We start from the raw sequence: 21,382 nt of genomic DNA, 5'->3' as shown, positions 1-21,382 counted from the left end.
GCCGATGGGTGACGACGAGCTGGCGGCCTACCGCCGACGCATCGACGAAGCGGACGAGCAACTGGTGAGCGTGCTTGCGCGGCGCTTTCGCATCACGCACGAGATCGGCGTATTCAAGGCAGCGCATGGCGTGCCCGCGGTCGATCTCGAGCGCCAGGATCAGCAGATCGCCAAGCTGCGGCAGCTCGCCGAGCAGGAGGGGCTGGACCCGGACTTCTGCGAGCGGTTTGCGCTGTTCGTGATGGACGAGGTGGTCCGCAACCACGTCCGCATAGCGGAGTCCGCCTCCAAGAACATCGCCGCGCCGGCACACCCACCAGCAGACGACCCCGCCTAGAGCCGCCAGCCAATGGGCTGCGCGGTTGCCGCGCAGCGCGACACCGCGAAGCGCTCTGACCCTGCGTGGCCGCAGACCAGCAAGTGTCTCAGTAGACAATTCGTCGCCGACCTGCGATAATCTTGCTGTGAGTTCCGAAACTACGACCACAGGTCCGTCCGCGCTCGTGAACTTTCGGGCTGAGAATGTGCATTCGTACCGGGACGAGTTCGAGTTCAGCCTCGAAGCGACCTCCATCGCAGAGCCCGACTGCGTCCACGAGGTCCCGTGGCGCGAGGGCGGCTCGCCGATGAAGGTGTTGCCGGCGGCCGGAGTGTTCGGCGCGAATGCTTCGGGCAAGACGAAACTGCTAGAAGCGATGTGGGACATGAGCCACCACGTCATGGATTCGTTCCGGCAGGGCGGGCTCGGTGACCCGATTCCGCGTTCGCCCTTCAGCCTTGACGATCATTCAGGTAGCAGACCGTCTCGTTATGAGGTCGATTTCATTCTTGGCGGCGTGTGGCACACCTACGGTTTTGTGCTCGACAGCGAGCGGGTCCACGAGGAGTGGTCATACCGGAGGCCGAAGGGCCGATCGGCGCTGATGTTCCATCGCGATGGTGACACCATTGAGTTCGGTGCCCTCGACAAGGCGCGCAGCCGTGCAGCGCGTGATCTGTTACGGCCCAACGCACTTTACCTCTCGACGGCTGCCGCTGCTGGACATCCTCAACTGTCGATGTTGAGCAGGTGGTTCTTCGAGAATTTCAGTTACGCGGAGACCGCTTCTCGGCCTTGGCGCCAGCTGGTAAGCCGCAGGATGTTGGACAACAGTCGGGATCGGAGCGCAGTGCTAACCATGCTGTGGGCCGCCGATCTCGGCATATCCGATGTACGTGAGCGGGTACCCGCGCCTCAGGCACAAGAGATGTTGCAGCAGATTGCGAGTCAGCTTTCTGAAACAGGTTGGACGCCATTCGCCGAGAATTTCTTGCTAGATGATCTCGCAACAATCAACTTTGTGCATACCGGATCAACCGGTGAGTATGAATTAGAAGCAAGTCAGGAATCACGTGGAACATTGGAGTGGTTCGACTTGGTCGGACCAGTGCTGGAAGCACTCGCGAAGGGCTCGTTGTTACTCGTTGATGAACTGGACACCAGTTTGCATCCCGATTTGACGCGACTTCTCGTTCGCTTCTTCCAAAACCGCGAGACCAATCCGCGGCTTGCGCAGCTCGTGTTCAACAGCCACGATTTGACACTCATGGGCGACAGCATAGATGCTCGCCTACTCGGGCGGGATCAGATCTGGTTCACCGAAAAACTGCATGACGGTAGCTCGCGCCTGTATCCGCTGTCCGACTTAGGACCGCGCAAGAATGAAGCCGTTGCCAAACGATACCGTGAAGGCTACTATGGTGCTCGACCGATCCTTATGGAGGGCGCGCTCGAGGGAGCGGCCAAGCAAGCTATGTCGTCAGCACCTTGAAGCAGCAGCGCCGTGGGCAACGCAAGGGCCGCAAGGCTGTTAGCGAACACCAGCCGCATCGACGGCGCCTGTTGGCATTCACTGAAGGCAAGATTACAGAGCCTGAGTATATTCGGTACTGGTACGGAATACACCGAGAGCGAGTGTTTGTCCAAATTCACGATTATCGTGGTGTTGATCCGATGAGTCTCGTGGAGCGTGCCGTCCAACAGAGGCGCGATGACTTGCGCGAACAGAAACGCGGGCGTGGTGATGAGTGGGATGAGTATTGGTGTGTCTTCGACCGTGATGCGCACACTAAGTTTGATGAAGCAATCAGGCTGGCCGAATCGAACCAAATATGTGTCGCATGCTCGAACCCCTGTATTGAACTGTGGTTCATGCTTCACCTTAAGGAACAATACTCTCACATTGAGCGCGGAAGTGCTCAGCGCGAGGTGTATGGGTTGCTCGGCTGCAACAAGAACCTTGGGCGAGATGCACTTGCGTCACTCGAAGAGAAGTTCAAGGTAGCGAAGGACAGAGCACAGGCGTTGGACCGCAAACATCAAGGCGACGGTTCACCGCCTCGATCCAATCCCAGCAGCAATGTCTGGCAACTCGTGGAGAGCATTACACAGGCCTGAGGATGCAGCGGGGGAGCGGCTGTCATCGCGCTTGTGGAGTGGTGTGATCGGGATGTGGGCCGTGCGACGGCGCGGGCGGCTCAGCGGGAGGCGATGACGGTTACGCCGGCGTTTGCGAGTTCAGCACGCGCGGCGGATTCGGTCTCGGGTGCGACCGACGCAGAGAAACTCTCGAGCACGGTCGTGACGTAGCCGTTCGCAGCGGCGTCCACCGCGGTGGCGCGCACGCAGTGGTCGAACGCCAGGCCGACCACGTCGACGTCGGTCACGCCCGCGGCGGACAGCATGTCGTGCAGGGTCTTGCCGCTGCCGTCCACACCCTCGAAGCCGGAGTAGGCAGCGGCGTGCATGCCTTTGCGGACACCCGCGTCGATACGCCCGGACACCGGTGCAAGCGCAGGGTGCAGTTCGGCTTCCGCCGTGCCCGCCACGCCGTGAGGCGGCCAAGTGTCGACGAAGTCCGGCTCGTCGCTGAAGTGAGCGCCCGGGTCGATGTGCCAGTCCTGGGTGGTCACCACCAGGTCGTAGCCGTGCGCGCCCGCCAGCAGGCCGGCCACTGCGGCAGCCACATCGTTGCCGCCTTGCACGGGCAGCGCCCCGCCTTCGCAGAACGTCGGCTGCACGTCCACCACGAGCAGCGCTGTGCGGGAAGGCCGACGCTCCGGTCGCGGTTTAGGGTCGTTGGTCATTCCCGCTCTCCAGCACAAGAGTAGGTCACAGCACGAGGGGCGACACCTAGCGCCCTATGCACCGAATTCGAGTTCGTCCCGGACCGCTCGGACCGCTTCAACAATGGTCTCGACATCTACGACCGTCGGTGCCGCTGCCGCAGCTTCGTCGAGCCAGCGGTCGAGCGAGCAGGCATCGAGTTCGCTCCATATGGCATCTTGCACGAGTCCGGACAAGTCGAGGCCAGCGGCATGAGCCTTCGCCGCGAACTCGTCGGGCAGGTGGACACTGACGCGCTCCATCTGCGGACAGTACCAAGCTGCTGGGCAATCTCGTTGGGCAGAGCGCCCCTACCGCCACGTCGCAGTGGCGGTCTCAGCCGCCGTGGCGGAGCAGTTGGCCGCTGTAGGTCTCCGTCTGGGCGTCCTCGCAGATGGTCTCTTGGCCGTTCACGATCACACTGCGGTAGCCGCTGGCGCGCTGGACCCGGCGCCATTCCCCGCCCGGCAGGTCATAGGTCACCTCGTTGGGACCGACCGAGAGGTTCTCGGGGTCGTACACCACCACATCGGCGGGGCCGCCCTTGCGGATCAAGCCTCGGTCTCGGAATCCGGCGAGCTGCGCAGGCAGGGCCGCCAGCCTTCGGTGCGCCTCCTCATAGGTCACCCACTGACGGTCGCGCACCTGTTCGGTGAGCGTCTCGGTGGGGTAGCGGCCGGCGGTGAGGAACTTGGTGTGCGCACCGCCGTCGGAGACGCCGAACAGCATGTGTGGGTACTGCACCACCTCGCGCAGCAGGTCCGAGCTGCCCTGCGGCGGCGCCACGAAGAACAGCGTGTCGAGCCCGTCGGTCACGGCCACGTCCAGCATCAGGTCCACCGGATGCTTGCCGGCGATCTCGGCCGCCTGCCCTACCGACATCTCCCGGTACGCCTCGGTGGACTCGCTGCGCGGCGACAGGATCGTCACGGTCTCGATCCCCGCTGTGGCTGTGCGCGGCAGTGTGTCCTTGAGGGCCTGGCGGCGAGAGGGGTCGGCCATCTTCGTCAGCCGCTCGTCCTTGGTGCCCATGCAAGCTTCCATCCAGGCCTCGGAGTCGTCGTAGAGATTCCAGTCCTCCAGCGTGAATGTGAAGCCAGCATCGCTGGTCACGCCCTGCCCGTACACCGGCACGCCTTGGTCGCGGCACCGCTCCAGCCACTCGATCTGACGCCGGTGGATGTTCGGCTTGTCCTCGAACGCCTGCACCACGTTGTGCAGCAGCGGTCGGCCGCTGATCGACGCGATCTCTTCGAGGTGTGCCATGTCGTGAGCGACGTTGCCGCTCGTGAGCGTCATCTGCACGACGCCCTCGTTTCGCTGCGCCAGCACCCGCGCGAGCACCCGGGCCGTCTCGTCGTTCATCATGTCGGTCGGCATCGGAGTGCCGTCCCAGTCGCGCTGCACCGCAGCCGGACCGGTCGGGGGCAGCCGCTGAGCCGACCAGCCGCACCCGCCGGCGTCCATCGCCTCGTGTACCAGCTTGGCCAGCATCTCGTGCTCGCCGTCGGTGGGAAGACGTCCGGACTTGGCGTCGTCGAGGCCGAGCACCATCACCAGCATCGGCCCGATCGGCACGTAGGGCAGGATGTTCAGCGCCTTGGGGGTGCGCTCGAGACTGTCGAGGTACTCCGGGAACGTCACCCAGTCCCACGGCATGCCCTGGCGCATCGACTCGTAGGGAATGGCCTCCACGCGGGTCATCGAGCGCATGGCGTACTCGCGCATGTCGGGATCGACCGGGGCGAAGCCGAACCCGCAGTTGCCGATGGCCACCGAGGTGATGCCGTGCCAGCCCGACAGCGTGCAGTACGGGTCCCAGAAGACTTGGGCGTCGTAGTGGGTGTGCAGGTCGACGAAGCCCGGTGCGACGTGCATGCCCGACGCGTCGATCACCTTGGCACCGTCGCGTGCATCCACTCGGCCGACCGCTGCAATTCGGCCGCCGCTGACGGCGACATCGCCGCGTACCCGTGGTGCGCCCGTGCCGTCGAAGATCAGGCCGTCCTTGATGACGATGTCGTAGTTGCCCATGGTGAACTCTCCTGCATGCTTGCCGGCGCTTCAGGGCGCGGTGGCTCGCAGCGCGTCGTCGAGCCGATCGAAGATCTGGCCGATCTCGGCATCGGTGATGACGAGCGGCGGACAGAATCCCAGCGCATTGCCGATAGGCCGCGAGATCACGCCACGCTTGAGGAGAGCCTCACGGGTGTCAGCGGCGTCGCGGCCCAGATCGCAGGCCCAGATGCCGGCGAGGCCGCGATAGCTCTCGATCATGCCGTCGCCTGTGAGCGCCCGCAGGCCGGCTTCCATCTGTTCGCCGATGCGCTGGGCGCGCTGCACCAGCCCTTCGGACTCGATCACGCCGATGTTGGCCACGCCCGCTGCGCAGGCCGTGGGGTGCCCCGAGTAGGTGTAGCCGTGCATGAATTTGGTCTCGTCAGATTCGAGCGTGTCTGCCACCTCGCGTGACACCACCACGCCAGACAGCGGGATGTAGCCCGAGGTCACCCCCTTCGCGAAGGTGAACATGTCCGGCACCACGCCGAAGGTCTGGCCGCCGAACCAGCTGCCGGTGCGGCCGAAACCGCAGATCACCTCGTCGAACACGAGCAGCGCACCGTGTTCGTCGCACAGCCGTCGCAGACCCTCGAAGTAGCCCGGCGGCGGCGGAATCACGCCGCCTGCGCCTTGGATCGGCTCGGCGATGACCGCCGCAATGCGCTCTCCGTGCTCGGCGAACAGCTGCGCGGCGGGCTCCACGTCGTCATTGGGAATCTCGACCACGTGCGGCAGCAGATCGCCCCAGCCGTCGCGGATCGGCGCGAGCCCCTGCACGCTGGTGCCACCGACGTTCACTCCGTGGTAGCCGCTGGTGCGCCGCACGATGATCTGCCGCTCGTGATGACCGCGCAGCCGCTGGACTCGCCGGGCGAATTTGAGCACGGTGTCGACCGCCTCGGAGCCCGAGCTGCCCAAGAACACCCGGCCGTCGGGGTGCTGCGAGCGTGCGCGGATCATCTCCGCCACCTCGACGGCGGGTCCGTTGGAGAACGGCTCGAACGTGTTGTAGGTGGCCAGCGTGCCGAGCTGGGCGGTGATCGCATCGATGACGGTCCGGTTGCCGTGGCCGATCTGGCACAGCCACAAGCTGGCGAGCGCGTCGATGTAGGAGTTCCCGGCGGCGTCTCGCAGCATGACGCCCTCGCCGGAGACGATCTCGATGAACTCGTTCTCGTCGCGGCGCAGGACCGAGAACGGATGGATGAGTGCGTTGCCGCTCATCGTGGATACCCCCATGCGTGGACCCCGAACCGGCCGGCGCGGTGCATGCCTGCTGACTCACCTGTACTCGAGTCCTGGCCGGCAGCCGAGGCAGACTCTCAGCTTACGCGTGCGGCAGGACCTGTGCGCTGGGCGGCAGGGCCAGGAACGGACTCGCCACGGACTCGCCGCTGGACCGTTCGTAGGCTGATGCAGCTTGGCGCGGTGCGCGAGGTGCCCGCATGCGCTGTCGTCGAAGGGAGCTGCGATGTCGCTGCGATACGGCCGTCCGCTGGTGATGATCCCCGGCCCGTCGGTCATCCCCGACCGAGTGCTGAATGCGATTCACCGCCCGATTCCGAACATCTACGAAGGCGAGGTGGTCGGCCTCACCTATTCGCTGCTGGAGCGGCTGCCGGCGCTGGCCCGCACGCAGCACCGGGCCTACATCGCCATATCGAACGGCCACGGCGCCTGGGAAATGGCCATCACGAACACGCTGTCGCGCGGCGACAAGGTTCTGGTGCTCGAGGTCGGCCACTTCGCCACCAGCTGGGCGGAGATGGCAGCCCAGAGCGGCGTCAAGTTCGAGGTCCTGCATGCCCCCGAACGCGCCGCCATCGAACCTGACGCAGTCACCGAACGACTCCGAGCCGACATCGGGCGAGAGTTTGCGGCAGTGCTCGTGGCGCAGACCGACACGGCCTCGTCAGTCCACAACGACCTCGCCGCGATACGCCGAGCGATGGACGAAGCCGACCATCCCGCGTTGCTGATGGCCGACTGCGTGGCCTCGCTGGGCTGCGAGCCCTTCGAGATGGACGCGTGGGGTGTGGACGTCACGGTCGCGGGAAGCCAGAAGGGGCTGATGGTGCCGCCCGGTCTCGGCATGGTCTGGGTGAGCCCCAAGGCGTGGGAGGCCCATCAGCGAGCAGACCTGCGCACCGCCTACTGGGACTGGACGAGGCGCACAGACCCCGAGGCGCACTACTGGATCTTCTGCGGCACGCCGCCGGTGCAGCATCTGTGGGGTCTGGCCGAAGCGCTCGACATGATCGACGAGGAAGGGCTGGACAACGTCTGGGAACGCCATCGCGTGATGGCCGGCGCTATCCATGCAGCGGTCGATGCGTGGTCGGTGCCGGTTGGGCTGGGGCCGGCCGGGCTGGAGCTGAACGTGGCGGAACCCGCGCATCGTTCGAACTCGGTCACGATGGTTCGCACCGGCGAGGTGTCGGCCCAGCAGCTGCGCGCCACCTGCGAATCCGAAGCCGGCCTCACCCTCGGGCTCAGCATTCATGGCAATCCCGACGCGGGATTGCGCATCGGGCACATGGGCCATCTCAACCCGCCGATGCTGCTCGGCACGCTCGGCACCATCGAAGCTGCCCTCACGGCGCTTGCAGCACCAATGGGCGGCTCGGGAGTGGCCGCCGCAGCGCTGGCAATCGCCAAGTCGACAACGCCGGCGGCCAAGCCCTCGGGCGGTGCTGACGATCCTGGGAATTGACGAGCCTTGGTCTTGACACGCTTCGGATGCGACGGTCTCGGAGGCCGGCCGCGGCGCGTCGGGCTCAGCCGTTGACGAGCTGACGCAGGAGCACCGCCGTAGCGCTCGTCGCGGCGACGCTCAGCACGATGACGCGAAACAGCGGCCCGGCAAGGCGTGGCCGCAGCCACCGGCCGAGCGGCAGTCCGAGCGCGACCGCCGGCAGCAGGGCGAGGCCGAACCACAGCTGACGCAGACCGAACTCGCCGATCACCGCCAAGGTGACGATGATGGAGGTGCCGACGGCCAGCATGTAGGTCGCGAGCGTTGCTCGCAGTGCCGCGGGCGGCCAATGGCTGGCGAACACGGCGTACACGGGACCGGGCACAGCGGCTACCGACGACGAGAATGCGGTGCCGGCACCTGCGGCGTAGTCGGCCAGGCGGCCCTCGGGCGGACGTGTGCCGGCGCCTTGGACCCCGACGGCGAGCAGCACGAACACGCTGACCGCAATGGCCAATGAGCGACTGCTCAATGATGCCAGCAACGTCACGCCGCCTGCCAGGCCCAGCGGGGCCGCCGTCAGCTGACGCCGAAGCGCAGCGACGTTGAGCGAAGCCCGGTCGGCAATGGCGTTGCGAACGTTGATGCCGCCGGCGACCATCAGCATCGGACCCGGCACGAACGTGGGCTCGATGACCACCAGCACCGGCCCGGCGATGAGTCCCATGCCGATGCCGATGCACGCCTGCGTGCCGGCGCCCGCCGCGATGAGCAGCGCTGCCAGCAGGTACTCGGGGATGCTCATCGTGCGCTGTTCGCGCTACTCACTGGGCGCCCGCCCACGCAGCTCATCGAACGCTTCGGCTAGAGCGTGAACGGCGCTCCGTCGGCGCGTTCGCGGCGCACGAACTCCTCCACCGGCTTGCGACTGAGCTTGGTGAGCTGCTTGGTCGGCTTGCCGAGCGGCATCAGCGCGCACACCGCCTCATAGTCGTCGAGACCCAGCAGGTCCTTCACTGCCGGTTCCGAAGCCGTCACCAGCGTGGTGAGCGCCCCGCCGTAGCCCTCGTTGCGGGCGCCGAGCAGGATGTTCCACACCAGCGGGTAGATCGAAGCGCCGCTCACGACTCCGATGCGGTCCTGCTCCTTGTCGATCGACGCCACTTCGCGCAGGTCGACGGTAGCCACGAGCACGACAGGCACCTTGTCCATTGCGGTGAACATCGGGATCATCGTCGGCAGCGACTCGTCTGCCATGGCCTCTTCAAGGTTGACCGACGACGGCTCGTAGCTCTGCCAGTAGACCTCGCCGGCTCGCCTCTGCGCGACAGCCACGCGCATCGCCGGGATGCACAGCTCGCCCAAGCGCTGCTTGCGCTGCGGGTCGCGCACCACGGTGATCTTCCAACCTTGGCGGTTGCCGCCGCTGGCCGCGAAGCGAGCGTGGTCGAAGATGCGGTGCAGCACCTCGTCGGGAACGTCGTCGTCGGTGAAGTCGCGAGCGGCGAACGTGGTGCGCATGACATCGTAGATATCCATCTCGTCAGTCTCGCACCGACCCGCCGATGCCGCGCCGAGCGCCGAGTTCGCGCCAGAATCGCCGGCGTGCGAATGCTGTGAGGCGACGCGGCGCGCTCGCTGAGCCACGAACCGCCGAGCTGCGGTCGTACCGTTCGGCAGCCGTGTGCCGCGTGGCAGCCGTGTTGAGGGGAATGCTGTGATCGACATCAGCCAAGCGAACCTGGACGAGGTGCGGAAACTCATCCCGGGCTTCCACAGTGTCCTGATCGCCAACCGCGGCGAGATCGCCATACGTATCGCCAAGGCGGCCGAGACGCTGGGCATCGAGACGGTGGCGGTGTACTCGACGGTCGATGCGCGTTCGCTGCACCTGGCGCACGCCGACGTGGCCGTGCAGTTGCCGCACAGCGATCCGTTGGCTGCGTACCTGGACATTGACGCGCTCGTGCGCATCGCCCAAGAGCAAGGATGCGACTGCGTCCACCCGGGCTACGGCTTCTTGGCCGAGAACCCCGCCTTCGCTACTGCATGCAACGAAGCGGGCCTCGCCTTCATCGGTCCGCACCCAGACACGCTGGAACTCTTCGGTGACAAGGTACGTGCGCGCGCCCTGGCAGCCTCGCTCGACATTCCCGTGGTCGAAGGGTCGCCCGACGTGCTCGCCGACGCAGCGGCTGCGTCCGCAGCGGCCGCCGCAATCGGGCTGCCGGTGATGCTGAAAGCAGCAGCCGGCGGCGGCGGCCGAGGCATGCGGGTCGTCGAACGCATGGACGACCTTGCCGAGGCGTTCGAGCGATGCACGAGCGAGGCGGCAGCTGCGTTCGGCGACGGCACGGTGTTCATGGAGCGGCTCATCGATCGGCCGCGCCACATCGAGGTCCAGGTGCTGGCCGACGAACACGGCGGCGTTGCGCATCTGTGGGAGCGGGACTGCTCGGTCCAGCGGCGCAATCAGAAGGTCATCGAGATCGCGCCAGCGCTGGGACTGAGCGAGGAGCTGCGAGACCGGCTGCACAACGACGCCATACGGCTGGCCGAGCGAGCCGGCCTGACGAATGTGGCCACGGTGGAGTTCTTGCTGTCGCCGGAGTCGGGAGAGCATTTCTTCATTGAGTGCAATCCGCGCATCCAAGTGGAGCACACGGTCACCGAGCAGGTGACCGGGGTGGACCTCGTCCAGGCGCAGTTCAGGATCGCCGCAGGCTGGAGCTTGAACGAACTCGACCTCGTCGCCGACAACGTCGAACGCAAGGGACTGGAACGTGCGTACGCGGCCGGGCAGCAGATCGCCTTGACGCCTCGCGGCTATGCGGTGCAGGCACGCGTGGTGGCGACCGGCCCGGGCGTGATCGGCACTTACCAAGAGCCCTCGGGAGCAGGCGTGCGTGTCGACGCGGTCGGTTATTCGGGGTATGCGCCGCCGCCGCAGTACGACCCGCTGCTGGCCAAGGTCGTCGGCCGCGGGTCCACGCTCAACGCTGCGGTGTCTTGCACCTTGTCCGCGCTCGCCGACTTCCACATCGGGCGGCTGCCGACCAACATCGGCCGACTGTGCGAGATTCTCCTCCACTCGTCGGTAGTGAGAGGCGATGCGCGCACGACGCTGCTGGCTGAGCATTTCGCTGGGACAGAGGCGGCGTCTGACGCAGCGCCAGGCAGCAACCACGGAGACGGTGACGGTGCGGCAAGCGGCACGATCTCACGCCGCGCAGCGCTGCTGGACGCTGCCTCGCCGGCTGCGCCGACTGCCGTGGGTTTCTCGGATTTTGCGGCGGCAGCGGATTCGCGGCAGTCGGGCTGGCCAGATCGTGAGCTCGCAGCAGGCGAAGTGCCTGTGGTGAGCCCGCTGACTGCGAGTGTGGTGGAGGTGCGGGTGCGAGCGGGCGATGCCGTCAGCGCAGGCCAAGCGCTTGCGGTGGTGTCGGCCATGAAGATGGAGACCGAGATCGCGGCGCCGTGCGACGGCATCATGGCGGCGCTGCGGGAGCTGCGTCCAGGCGACCAGTTGGCTGCGGGCGACGTGTGGGCCGTGCTGAGGGCCGGCACAGCCGGCGAACGCACGGATGGCGAACGTGGTGCCGAGACGCCCGCTGCGAGTGCGGACGGCTGGGTGCCACTGCTCGACGAAGTGCGCACACTGCGGCGCCTCGCAGACGAGCGCCTTGGGCCGGACTCCGATGAGCCCGGCGTCGTACGACAACGCAGCCGAGGGAAGCTGCACTGCCGTGAGCGCATCGCGCTGCTGCTCGACGAAGGCAGCTTCCGCGAGATCGGCAGCCTGGCCGGATTCGCCTCCTACGACGATGCGGGCGAGATCGCTGCGTTCACTCCGGCCAACCACGTCGGCGGCACCGGAAAGATCGACTGTCGGGACGTCGTGGTCTGCGCAGACGACTTCACGTCGCGCGGCGGCCACGCCGACGGCGCCATCGGCGCCAAAAGCTTCCACCTGGACGTGCTGTCCACCGAAATGTGCGTGCCGTCCATCCGGCTGCTGGACGGATCGTCGGGTGGCGGCAGCGTGGCCTCGATGGTGCCCGAGCAGCGCACTGAAGGCGAGAGCAGCGCCAAGGAGAGCAGCGGCGCCATCACGGCCGGGCGCCCGCGTGTGACCGGCGGCGGCGGCTCGTTCCTGCCGTCGCACCTGGGCAGCACCGAGTACGCACGCCAGCTTGCCACAGTGCCCGTGGTCAACATGCTGCTGGGCAGCGTGGTCGGCATCGGTGCGGCGAAGGCGGTGCTTGGGCACTTCTCCGTCATGGTCCGCGACATCTCGCAGCTGTTCGTGGCAGGGCCACCCGTGGTCAGCCACGCCATGGGCTACGACATCTCCAAGGAAGACCTCGGAGACTGGCGCATCCACTGCACGAACGGCTCGGTGGACAACTTGGCCGGGACCGAGCAGGAAGCGGTCGAGATGGTTCGGCGGTTCCTGTCGTACCTGCCGGGCTCGGTCTACGAGACGCCGCCGGTGCGCTCGCCCGATCCCGACGATCCGCCTGACCGACGCGACGAGGAGTTGGCGACGCTCATTCCCCGCAAGCGCACCACCACCTTCGACATCCGCCGCGGCATCGAGCTGATCTGCGACCGCGGCTCGTTCTTCGAGATCGGGCCGCTGTGGGGGACCGACCAGGTGGTCGGGCTGGCCCGCATGAACGGCCAGCCGGTCGGCGTGCTGGCGTCCGACAGCCGACATCCCAACGGCGGAGCGCTCACCGCGGACGGCTGCGACAAGCTGACCCGCCACATCGACCTGTGTGATCTGTTCCACCTGCCGATCCTGAACCTGTGCGACAACCCCGGCTTCGCTGTTGGGGTGGAGCACGAGATGACCGGCACGATCCGCAAGGGCGCGACCTGGATGACAGCCTTCGCCCAAGCCACGGTGCCGATCTTCACGGTGCTCATGCGCCGCAGCTTCGGCGTGGCCGGCAACAACTACGCCACGCCGCGGCGTGCCCACCATGCCCGTGTGGCGTGGCCTTCCGCCGACATGGGCGGCATTCCGCCCGAGGGCGGCATCGAGGCTGCGTACAAGCGGCAGCTGTCCGAGGCTGACGACCCGGCGGCGCTGCGGGCCGAGCTCGAAGCGCGCATCGAAGCCGCCCGCGGTCCTATCGGTCCGCTGAATCGATTCGAGATCGAGGAGATGGTCGACCCGCGCGACACCCGCCGGCTGATCTGTGAGTGGATCGAAGGCGCGTACCGTGTGGCCGGCCGCCCGGCTCAGCTCGCGCCGCGCCCCATCGCGTTCCGCCCCTGAGCTGTCTGCAGTTCCTACGCGGACGACTGCCCTGTCGTCGGTGTAGCTGTTTGCGGCGCGGCCTGCGCTGACTCGACCGTCCAGACCCACGGAGCGGTACGACGTCGAGTGACACGATGCCGAGACTGGACGGACTCGCTGGTCTCGGGTTCGTCTGCGTCCCGCAAGCCGTCGAGCGCGCCGTTGACACTGCTGTTGTCGCTGACCTCGCTGCTGATCTCATGTGCGGCCAGACCAATCCGACTGCGAATGTCCGGCGCGCCGCGTGAACGCGTCTGCTGCGACACGAGCACGGGCCTCGCCGCCGACGGTTCGGGAGCTGGAGTCACCGCGGTTGGGGGCTGCGGCACCGGCACCGTTGGCATGGGAGCGTTGAGGTGGTCGCGGGCAGGCGCACCGCCGAAGCTGTAGACGCCGAGCCCGACAGCGCCGATGACCGCGATGGTGAAGAACGCCGAGCGGTAGCTGAACGCGTCGCGCAGGATGCCCACCAGCGCGGGACCGCCCGCGCCACCGATCACCATGAGCAGCGAGCCAAAGCCGTAGATGCGCGCGTAGTCCCTGATGCCGAAGGCGTCAGCCAGGATCAGTGGATGCAGCATGAGCAGGTTGCCCATAGCGCTGCCCAAGATGACCACGCCGATCACGATGCGCAGCTGGCTCTGAGCTGTCGCCAGCACGTACAGCCCGACGCATTGCACGACCATGAGCGACATCGTCAGCCGACGCAGCGACACCCGCAGCGAGGCAATGCCGCCGCTGATGCGGGCCACGACGCTGGTGCCGGCCAGCAGGGAAACCGCGCCGGCACCCGCTCCTTCCCAGCCGAGACGGTCGCCGGCGAGCTTGTAGACGTGCTGGATGGCGCCGATCTGGCTGCCCATGACGAGCACGAAGCCGATGCCCGTGAAGATGAAGAAGCGAGATCGCACGGCGCGCTCGAACGGCGTACCGAGCGGCGAGCCTCTGCCGACGACTGCGCCTTGGCTGTCGAGCGCGACACGCTCGCCGTCAGGCGCCAGCCCGACATCGTGCGGCCACGCCCGCACCCCGAGCCATGTCGCCAACAGCAGCGCGACGCAGTAGACGACGGCAAATCTCGGTGCCCACTCCACCAATGAGTCCGCTTCGATGCGCCGAGTCATCTGTGGCAGCAGCAGGATGCCGCCCAAGGACAGGCCGGTGGAGGCGATCGACAGCGCGATCGACCGCCGACGCTCGAACCACCGCGTGACCACCGTGGTGGTCGGCACCAAGCCGCACAGCCCGAAGCCGATGCCGAACACGATCATCACCCCGAACATCTGGGGGCCGCTGCGGATCTGCGCCAGCAACGCCATGCCGACGGAGCTGACGAGCGTGCCCGCGGTAATGACCCACCGCACGTCGAATCGATTGACCAAGCCTCCGGTGAAGTAGCCGCAGATGCCCGATGCGATCAAGAATGCGCTGACGCCCGCGCCCGCCAGTCCAGTGCTGAAACCTTGTTCGTCCACCATGGCGTCCAAGTAAGCGCCCAGTGCATAGAACACCATGCCGGAGGTGATCAGCATCACCCCGAAGACCCCGGCCAGCACCACCCAGCCGCGCAACGACCGCTGGCTGCGAGCAGCGGTCGCCGCCGGCACGTTCATTGCCGCACAGCTTGCCATTCAGGTTGCGTCGATGCGCGTGCGCCAGACTTCGCGGCGCAAACGCATGAGGCGGACCGAGGTCGGCGAGCAGCCGGGGGCGAGCAGATGGGGGAACCCAGATGGAGACGATGAAAGCCGGCCGTATGGTCGAGGTCGGGCGCATGGAGTGCGAAGAGATCCCCGTGCCCTCGCTGAACGAGGCCTCGTTGAGCGACGCTCCGTCGACGGTGCCCGATGCCGCCTTCGGTTCGACGAGCCCTGACTTCGACGTGCTCATCCGCTCGGAGATGGCGTCGATTTGCGGCAGCGACCTGCACATGGTGATGATGGGAGCGGGCCTCGCTCACCGTCCGCCCTGCCCGCACGGCTTTCCGGGCCATGAGGGCATCGGCACGGTGGTGGAGAGCCGAGCGCCCGGACTCGCCGAAGGCACCCACGTGCTGACGTTCCCCAACCCTCCGGTGGGCGAGTGCTTCAACGCCTACCAGCGGGTGAACTCCGCCTATTGCGTGCCGCTGCCGGCGGGCGATGTGCCGCGCTCGCAGATGCTCATGGCCCAGCAGTTGGGCACCGTGATCTATGCCATGCGCCGACATCCCCGCGACGTGTCGGGCGAGACGGTCATGGTGATGGGTCAGGGCTCGGCGGGGCTGTTCTTCACCTACTTGCTCAAGCGCGCCGGGGCGCAGCGGGTCATCGTTTCGGACCTCTCTGCCGCGCGCTTGGCCGTGGCGCAGGCCTACGGCGCCGACGAGTGCCTGAACGCTGCCGAACTCGGCAACGCCGGCGTCATCGAAGCTGTCCGGGACATGACCGATGGCGTCGGCGCCGACTACGTGGTCGAGGCGGTGGGGCGTTCGGACACGTTCTTGGACTCGGTGGAGCTCGCACGCATCGACGGCGCTCTGCTGTGGTTCGGGCTGCCGTCCACCGACGACAACATCCACGTGCGCTTCCAGAAGTTCTTTCGCAAGCGGCTCACGGCTGCGAGCACCTACGGCGCACAAGAGGAGCCGGGTGCCATGTCGTTTCGCCAGGCGCTGCGCCTGATCGCCTCCGGAGCGATCGACGTGTCGCCGTTGCTCAGCCATGTGTTCGACGTGAGCGACATCGGTGACGCATTCCGGCTCGCCCACGAGCCCCACGATGCGGGCGCGCTGAAGGTGTCGGTCCGCTTCGACTGAGCGCATTGTTCATGCGCGGGTCGCACTTCAGTCGAGCGTCTCGATCACCTGCGCCAGGATGTCGAGCCCCTCGTCGAGCTCGGCCTCGGTCACGTTCAGCATCGGCGTGATGCGCACGACGTTGCCGTACAGGCCGCCCTTGCCCACGAGCAGGCCGCGGTCCTTGGCCGATTCGAGCACCCGAGCGGTGGTCGCGGCGTCGGGCTCGATGCTGGCGGGGTGGCAGAACTCGATGGCCTGCATCAGACCTTTGCCGCGCAGTTCGGCCACATGCGGCGACGCGTCGCACACGGGCGCGAGCCGCTTGCGCATCTGCGCCCCGCGCGCGGCGGCATTGGATTGCAGGTCGTTGTCGAGCACGTAGCGCAGCGTGGCTCGACCTGCTGCAGTGGAGAGCGGGTTGCCGCCGAAGGTGGTGAGCGAGCTGCGTTTCAGGCAGTTCATCAGCTCCGCCCGGGCCACGATGCCGGCCAACGTGATGCCGTTGCCGACGCCTTTGGCGAAGGTGATGGCGTCGGGAGTGATGCCGTGGGCGCCGTAGCCCCAGAAGTGCTCCCCGGTGCGACCCCAGCCGGTCTGGACTTCGTCGGAGATGAACAAGATCCCCTCGGAGCGCAGCACCTTGCCCATCGCGCCGAAGAAGCCGTCGGGCGGTGTGGCGAAGCCGCCGACGCCTTGGATGGGTTCGGCGATCAGCGCGCCGAATCCGCCCGAGTCGGTCATGTCGATGAGCTGGACGAGGTCCTCCACGCAGGCGTCGGTGAATGCACCGTCATCGAGGTGTCTGAACGGGCTGCGCAGCCGGTAGCCGCCTTGCACGAAGTGCACGTCGAGACCGCTGTAGCTGCTGGTCGACCAGGCGCGGTGGCTGGTGACGGCTTGGGCGGTGAGCGAGCGGCCGTGGTAGCTGTTGCGCATCGCCAGCACCTGATTGGTGCTGCGGTAGTTGGTGGCCAGCAGGATCGCAGTGTCGTTGGCCTCGCTGCCCGAAGTGGTGAACAGCACCCGCGGGTCGGGTATGCCCGACACGGCGGCGACTTCCTCTGCGAAAGCGATCATCTCCTCGTTCAGGTACAGCGTCGAGGTGTGCATGACCTTGGCGGCCTGGGACTGCACGGCCTCCACCACGACAGGATTGGCGTGCCCGATCATGGTGGTGAGGATCCCGCCGAAGAAGTCCAGGTAGGGGTTGCCTTCGTTGTCGAACACGCGGCTGCCTTCGCCGTGGCTGATCGAGATCGGCCGGTTGTAGAGGGGGCTGATGAAGCTGGGGAGCACGGCGCGGTAGCGCTCGGCGAGTTCGGCGGTGCTGGCCATGTCGGCTCTCCTTCGCGTCGCAGGAGCGGAGGGCGCTGGGCGCACATCGTAGAGTTCCTGCCGGCGCACACCGCCGAGTCCAGACGCGAGGGCGGGTCTGATGGCAGGGCTTCCGATGGCAGGACTTCCTATGGCAGGTCTGGGGGTACGGGTGGCACAGGCGTGGCAAGCGGCCCGCAGCGTCATGCAGTTCGGCGAGTTCGAACGTGACGGCGACATCCGGCGACTGCGTCGTGCAGCCGACGTCGCGGACTTGCGCCGCATCGCTCGCCGCCGGCTGCCGCGAGGCTGTTTCGACTACATCGACGGGGCCGCGGAAGACGAGATCAGCGCCGCTCGCAGCGTGGCTGCCTACCGCGGCTGGCAGTTCCGTCCGCGCGTGCTTCGAGACGTGTCCGAGGTGGACATCTCCGGCACGGTGCTGGGTGCCGCGGTGCCGATTCCGCTGGTGATCGCGCCCACCGGCTTCGGCCGCATCGCTCATTCGGCGGGCGAGCTGGCTGTGGCACGCGCCGCTCAGCGTGCGGGCATTCCGTATTCGCTGTCCACTATGGGCACGCGCTCCATCGAGGAGGTCGCAGCGGTGTGCTCGGGGCGCAAGTTCTTCCAAGTGTACGTGTGGCGCGACCGCGCGCTGATGGCCGACCTGCTGGAGCGCTCAGCCGCTGCCGGCTACGAGGCCATCATGATCACGGTCGACACCGCGGTGCTGGGGCGACGCGAGCGTGACGTGCGGCACGGCTTCAGCCTGCCGCCCAAGCTCGGTCTCGACACGATCATCGACGGGCTGACGCATCCGCGCTGGCTGCTGGACTTCCTGAGCAACGAGCCGATCACGTTCTCCAACTGCCGAGGGGCCTCCGGCGGCGCCGGCGCAGACGCGGTGGCGCTGGCGGACTACATCAACAGCCAGTTCGACCCGTCGCTGTCGTGGGACGACATCGAGTGGTTTCGTGATCGCTGGGACGGACCGGTGATGCTCAAGGGGGTGCTGTCGCCTGCCGACGCGAAGATTGCGGCGGACATGGAGCTGGACGCGGTGATCGTGTCCAGCCACGGCGGGCGTCAGCTCGACAGCGCCCCGGCGCCGTTGGAGTGCGTGCCGGCCGTGCGCGACGCCGTGGGCGACCGCTGCGAGGTGATCTGCGACGGGGGCATCCGGCGCGGCAGCGACATCGTGAAGGCGCTGGCGCTCGGGGCCGACTCGGCGATGATCGGCCGGGCGTACCTGTACGCCCTCGGCGCCGCCGGCGAGACTGGCGTGGACTGGCTGCTCGACTACTTCGTTGAGGGGATGACCCGCACGATGCGGCTGGTCGGCGTTCGTTCGACCGCGGAGCTGGCCCCCGACCTGCTCGAGCGGGTCTGAGGACGCTCATGGCCGATCAGGCTGTCGCGCCGCACAGCCGCACGATGCCCGATCGAGCGGCGGTCGTCGTGGTGGGCGGCGGCATCGTGGGGTGCGCGGTGGCGTACCACTTGGTGCGGCGCGGCATCACCGATGTGGTGCTGATCGAGCAGAATCAGCTCACCTCGGGCACGACATGGCACGCCGCCGGCTTGGCGGCGCAGCTCAAGGCGACGCACACCCTCACCAAGCTCGCCACCTACTCGGTCCGCCTGTTCGAAGCGCTGGAGGACGAGACGGGCCAGGCAACCGGCTTCCGCGCGCCTGGGTCCATCTCGGTGGCATCCGATGCGCAGCGCTGGGAGGAGATCCTGCGGGGCGCGTCCATGGGCGCCACCGTCGGCGTGGAGTCTCGTCGGCTCGACATGGACGAGCTGCGCCAGATGTGGCCGCTGATGCGCACCGACGACCTGGTAGGCGCGCTGTACCTGCCCGACGACGGCCTGGTCTCGCCCGTCGACGCCACTATGGCACTGGCCAAGGGCGCACGCGCTCGTGGCTGCCGCATCTTCGAGGGAGTCGCCGTCACCGGGCTCGAGACGCGCCACGGCGCGATCTGCGGCGTGCGGACCGAGCCGGTGCCCAGCGCCGCCGCGAAGGCCGCAGCTGGTGCCGGCAACGACGGCTCGGGACACCTGATCGCCACGGAGACGGTCGTGCTGGCGACCGGCATGTGGACCCGCCGGCTGGCGGGCCAGATCGGCGTGAACGTCCCGCTGCAAGCCTGCGAGCACTTCTACGTGGTGACCGAGCCGCTGGAGGGGCTCGACGCCTCCACGCCCATCGTGCGCGACCCCACCAACTACACCTACTTCAAGGAGGAGACCGGCAAGCTCATGGTCGGCTTCTTCGAGCCCAAGGCCAAGGTTTGGCGTCTCGACGGCATCGATCGCGACTTTGCCTTCGGGACGCTGCCGGAGGACTGGGATCACATCGGCCCAGTGTTCGAGCGGTCCTGCCATCGGGTGCCCGCGCTTGCCGACTGCGGCGTGCAGCTGTTCTTCAACGGTCCCGAGTCGTTCACGCCCGACGGCGTCTACTACCTGGGCGAGTCGCCCGAAGTCGACGGCTGCTTCGTGGCAGCGGGTTTCAACTCCGTCGGCATCCAGTCCGCAGGCGGTGCCGGATGGGTGTTGGCCGACTGGATTGCGGACCGGCACCCGCCGATGGATCTGTCGGCGGTGGACATACGTCGCGCAATGCCGTTCCAGGCCGACAACGCCTACCTCGCCGAGCGCATCAGCGAGAGCCTCGGGCTGCTCTATGCGATGCACTGGCCGCACTTTCAGTACACGAGCGCGCGCGGCCGGCGTTGCTCGGCCCTGCACGACGCGATGGACGCAGCGGGAGCGGTATTCGGCGAGACGGCCGGCTGGGAGCGGCCCAACTGGTTCGCCGAGCCCGGCGGCGAGCACGAGTACCGCTACAGCTACGGCAAGCAGAACTGGTTCGACAACGCCGGACGGGAGTGCGCAGCGGTCCGCGACGGTGTGGCGCTGTTCGATCAGTCCTCGTTCGCGAAGTTCGCGGTGCGCGGCCCAGACGCGCTGGAGGTGCTCGACACGCTGAGCGTGGCGGCAGTGGACGTAGCCGTGGGACGGGCCGTCTACACGCAGTGGTGCAATCAGCGAGGAGGCATCGAGGCGGATCTGACCGTGACCCGACTGGGCGCTCAGGAGTTCTGGGTGGTGACCTCGGCTGCAAGCCAGACCCGTGACTGGGCGTGGCTGCGCCGTCACTGCCGAGGCCACCAGGTCGAGATCGCCGACGTCACCGACGACTGGGCGGTGCTCGGGCTCATGGGACCGCGCTCGCGCGCGTTGCTGGCGCAGGTCACCGACGCCGCGCTGGACAGTGTTCAGTTCAGCTTCGGCACCGCTCGGCACATCACTGTGGCGACATCGGACGGTCCGGTCGAGATGCTGGCGGTGCGCATGAGCTACGTCGGTGAACTGGGGTGGGAGCTGTACGTCCCGAACGCTGGGGCGACGGCGGTCTACGAGGCTCTGCGCGACGCCGCGCACCACGCCGAAAGAGCCGATGCTGCGCAGCGTGCAGCGGGGCTGGACTCGGGGCCGGAGCAGGGGCCGGCACTGGTGCATGCCGGTTACCACGCCATGAACTCGCTGCGGCTGGAGTGCGGCTACCGCCACTGGGGTCACGACATCAGCGACGAGGACACCCCGCTCGAAGCCGGGCTGGGTTTCGCCATTGCCTGGGACAAGCCGGCTGACTTCGTCGGCCGCGCCGCGCTGGAGGCTCAGCGCCACCAGCCGCGCACGCGACGTCTCGTACACTTCAGGCTGGAAGACCCCGAGGCGCTGGCCTACCACGACGAGCCGATCCGCAGGGACGGTCGGCTCGTGGGGCGGGTGACCTCGGCCGCCTGGAGCTACACCGAGCATCGCTGCCTGGCTATGGGCTACGTGACGCATCCGAGCGCATCGGGCCCGGATCCGCAGCCGGTGACCAAGACTTGGCTCGAAGCCGGTGCCTTCGACATCGAGATCGCCGGACGGCTGATCGCGGCCACTGCGTCGATCCGCAGCTTCTACGATCCCGCCAAGCGACGCGTGCGCATGTAGCTGCCGCGCTCACGGGCGTCTGGTATTTTGGCGCGCACCACGTCGGCACGCCTCGGGGCCGCTACT

The 21,382-nt window shown here is 67.3% G+C and carries 16 protein-coding genes; 8 read left to right on the top strand and 8 right to left on the bottom strand.

Going from position 1 to position 21,382, the window contains the following annotated elements; genetic code table 11:
* Positions 1–4 precede the first annotated feature (4 nt).
* The 3 genes from ACOGI4_RS01420 to ACOGI4_RS01410 all read left to right on the top strand — a co-directional run bounded on the left by ACOGI4_RS01420 (position 5) and on the right by ACOGI4_RS01410 (position 2,437).
* The gene (locus ACOGI4_RS01420) at positions 5–337 is read left to right on the top strand and encodes a chorismate mutase (protein WP_419842182.1); all 333 of its coding nucleotides are present in this window, start codon (positions 5–7) and stop codon (positions 335–337) included.
* A gap of 127 nt (positions 338–464) precedes the next feature.
* Complete coding sequence (locus tag ACOGI4_RS01415) at positions 465–1,811, top strand: AAA family ATPase (protein WP_419842181.1); 1,347 nt, start codon at positions 465–467, stop codon at positions 1,809–1,811.
* Positions 1,808–2,437 (top strand): RloB family protein, encoded by a 630-nt coding sequence (locus tag ACOGI4_RS01410; protein ID WP_419842180.1) that lies wholly within the window; start codon positions 1,808–1,810, stop codon positions 2,435–2,437. The genes ACOGI4_RS01415 and ACOGI4_RS01410 overlap by 4 nt, the downstream gene beginning before the upstream one ends.
* Positions 2,438–2,517: 80 nt before the next feature.
* Here the strand turns inward: ACOGI4_RS01410 and ACOGI4_RS01405 are convergent, their stop codons facing one another.
* The 4 genes from ACOGI4_RS01405 to ACOGI4_RS01390 form a co-directional block, all read right to left on the bottom strand.
* A complete protein-coding gene (locus ACOGI4_RS01405) occupies positions 2,518–3,126 on the bottom strand; it encodes an isochorismatase family protein (protein ID WP_419842179.1) in 609 nt (202 codons plus the stop codon).
* A 54-nt stretch (positions 3,127–3,180) separates the two neighbouring features.
* Positions 3,181–3,408 carry an antitoxin gene (locus ACOGI4_RS01400; protein ID WP_419842178.1) on the bottom strand — a complete coding sequence of 76 codons (228 nt, stop codon included), beginning with the start codon at positions 3,406–3,408 and terminating at the stop codon, positions 3,181–3,183.
* A gap of 73 nt (positions 3,409–3,481) precedes the next feature.
* A complete protein-coding gene (locus ACOGI4_RS01395; RefSeq protein WP_419842177.1) occupies positions 3,482–5,179 on the bottom strand; it encodes an N-acyl-D-amino-acid deacylase family protein in 1,698 nt (565 codons plus the stop codon).
* A 30-nt stretch (positions 5,180–5,209) separates the two neighbouring features.
* Positions 5,210–6,430, bottom strand: coding sequence for an aspartate aminotransferase family protein (locus tag ACOGI4_RS01390; protein ID WP_419842176.1), 1,221 nt, complete (start codon positions 6,428–6,430; stop codon positions 5,210–5,212).
* 247 nt (positions 6,431–6,677) lie between these two features.
* On the opposite strand from ACOGI4_RS01390, the gene ACOGI4_RS01385 reads away from it, so the two are divergent.
* Positions 6,678–7,919 carry a pyridoxal-phosphate-dependent aminotransferase family protein gene (locus ACOGI4_RS01385; protein ID WP_419842175.1) on the top strand — a complete coding sequence of 414 codons (1,242 nt, stop codon included), beginning with the start codon at positions 6,678–6,680 and terminating at the stop codon, positions 7,917–7,919.
* Positions 7,920–7,983: 64 nt separating this feature from the next.
* Here ACOGI4_RS01385 and ACOGI4_RS01380 read toward each other — a convergent pair whose 3' ends face one another.
* Together ACOGI4_RS01380 and ACOGI4_RS01375 are read right to left on the bottom strand one after the other, a co-directional pair.
* A complete protein-coding gene (locus tag ACOGI4_RS01380; protein WP_419842174.1) occupies positions 7,984–8,706 on the bottom strand; it encodes a TSUP family transporter in 723 nt (240 codons plus the stop codon).
* Between the two features lie 59 nt (positions 8,707–8,765).
* Positions 8,766–9,440 (bottom strand): nitroreductase family protein, encoded by a 675-nt coding sequence (locus tag ACOGI4_RS01375; protein ID WP_419842173.1) that lies wholly within the window; start codon positions 9,438–9,440, stop codon positions 8,766–8,768.
* 178 nt (positions 9,441–9,618) lie between these two features.
* Between ACOGI4_RS01375 and ACOGI4_RS01370 the strand changes: the two genes are divergently transcribed.
* Positions 9,619–13,188, top strand: a complete 3,570-nt coding sequence (locus tag ACOGI4_RS01370; RefSeq protein WP_419842172.1) for a carboxyl transferase domain-containing protein — start codon at positions 9,619–9,621, stop codon at positions 13,186–13,188.
* Between the two features lie 14 nt (positions 13,189–13,202).
* Here the strand turns inward: ACOGI4_RS01370 and ACOGI4_RS01365 are convergent, their stop codons facing one another.
* The gene (locus ACOGI4_RS01365) at positions 13,203–14,822 is read right to left on the bottom strand and encodes an MFS transporter (RefSeq protein ID WP_419842171.1); all 1,620 of its coding nucleotides are present in this window, start codon (positions 14,820–14,822) and stop codon (positions 13,203–13,205) included.
* Between the two features lie 128 nt (positions 14,823–14,950).
* Between ACOGI4_RS01365 and ACOGI4_RS01360 the strand changes: the two genes are divergently transcribed.
* Positions 14,951–16,006, top strand: a complete 1,056-nt coding sequence (locus ACOGI4_RS01360) for a zinc-dependent alcohol dehydrogenase (protein ID WP_419842170.1) — start codon at positions 14,951–14,953, stop codon at positions 16,004–16,006.
* A gap of 27 nt (positions 16,007–16,033) precedes the next feature.
* Here ACOGI4_RS01360 and ACOGI4_RS01355 read toward each other — a convergent pair whose 3' ends face one another.
* Positions 16,034–17,323 (bottom strand): aspartate aminotransferase family protein, encoded by a 1,290-nt coding sequence (locus ACOGI4_RS01355; protein WP_419842169.1) that lies wholly within the window; start codon positions 17,321–17,323, stop codon positions 16,034–16,036.
* Positions 17,324–17,438: 115 nt separating this feature from the next.
* Between ACOGI4_RS01355 and ACOGI4_RS01350 the strand changes: the two genes are divergently transcribed.
* Entirely contained in the window at positions 17,439–18,692 is a 1,254-nt protein-coding gene (locus ACOGI4_RS01350) for an alpha-hydroxy acid oxidase (RefSeq protein ID WP_419842168.1), read from the top strand.
* 8 nt (positions 18,693–18,700) lie between these two features.
* Complete coding sequence (locus ACOGI4_RS01345; protein ID WP_419842167.1) at positions 18,701–21,316, top strand: GcvT family protein; 2,616 nt, start codon at positions 18,701–18,703, stop codon at positions 21,314–21,316.
* The last annotated feature ends 66 nt before the right edge of the window (positions 21,317–21,382 follow it).

Origin of the sequence: Candidatus Poriferisodalis sp., from assembly GCF_965205175.1 — a bacterium.
Classification (GTDB): domain Bacteria; phylum Actinomycetota; class Acidimicrobiia; order Acidimicrobiales; family Poriferisodalaceae; genus Poriferisodalis.
The sequence above is the reverse complement of the archived record's forward strand: the minus strand, read 5'-3'. Positions and strand labels throughout refer to the sequence as shown.

Coding starts and splice junctions, on each gene's coding strand:
- ACOGI4_RS01380 (WP_419842174.1), bottom strand. CDS start 8,706: ATGAGCATCCCCGAGTACCTGCTGGCAGCGCTGCTCATCGCGGCGGGC.
- ACOGI4_RS01405 (WP_419842179.1), bottom strand. CDS start 3,126: ATGACCAACGACCCTAAACCGCGACCGGAGCGTCGGCCTTCCCGCACA.
- ACOGI4_RS01355 (WP_419842169.1), bottom strand. CDS start 17,323: ATGGCCAGCACCGCCGAACTCGCCGAGCGCTACCGCGCCGTGCTCCCC.
- ACOGI4_RS01420 (WP_419842182.1), top strand. CDS start 5: ATGGGTGACGACGAGCTGGCGGCCTACCGCCGACGCATCGACGAAGCG.
- ACOGI4_RS01400 (WP_419842178.1), bottom strand. CDS start 3,408: ATGGAGCGCGTCAGTGTCCACCTGCCCGACGAGTTCGCGGCGAAGGCT.
- ACOGI4_RS01395 (WP_419842177.1), bottom strand. CDS start 5,179: ATGGGCAACTACGACATCGTCATCAAGGACGGCCTGATCTTCGACGGC.
- ACOGI4_RS01360 (WP_419842170.1), top strand. CDS start 14,951: ATGAAAGCCGGCCGTATGGTCGAGGTCGGGCGCATGGAGTGCGAAGAG.
- ACOGI4_RS01385 (WP_419842175.1), top strand. CDS start 6,678: ATGTCGCTGCGATACGGCCGTCCGCTGGTGATGATCCCCGGCCCGTCG.
- ACOGI4_RS01345 (WP_419842167.1), top strand. CDS start 18,701: ATGGCCGATCAGGCTGTCGCGCCGCACAGCCGCACGATGCCCGATCGA.
- ACOGI4_RS01390 (WP_419842176.1), bottom strand. CDS start 6,430: ATGAGCGGCAACGCACTCATCCATCCGTTCTCGGTCCTGCGCCGCGAC.
- ACOGI4_RS01350 (WP_419842168.1), top strand. CDS start 17,439: ATGGCAGGACTTCCTATGGCAGGTCTGGGGGTACGGGTGGCACAGGCG.
- ACOGI4_RS01375 (WP_419842173.1), bottom strand. CDS start 9,440: ATGGATATCTACGATGTCATGCGCACCACGTTCGCCGCTCGCGACTTC.
- ACOGI4_RS01365 (WP_419842171.1), bottom strand. CDS start 14,822: ATGAACGTGCCGGCGGCGACCGCTGCTCGCAGCCAGCGGTCGTTGCGC.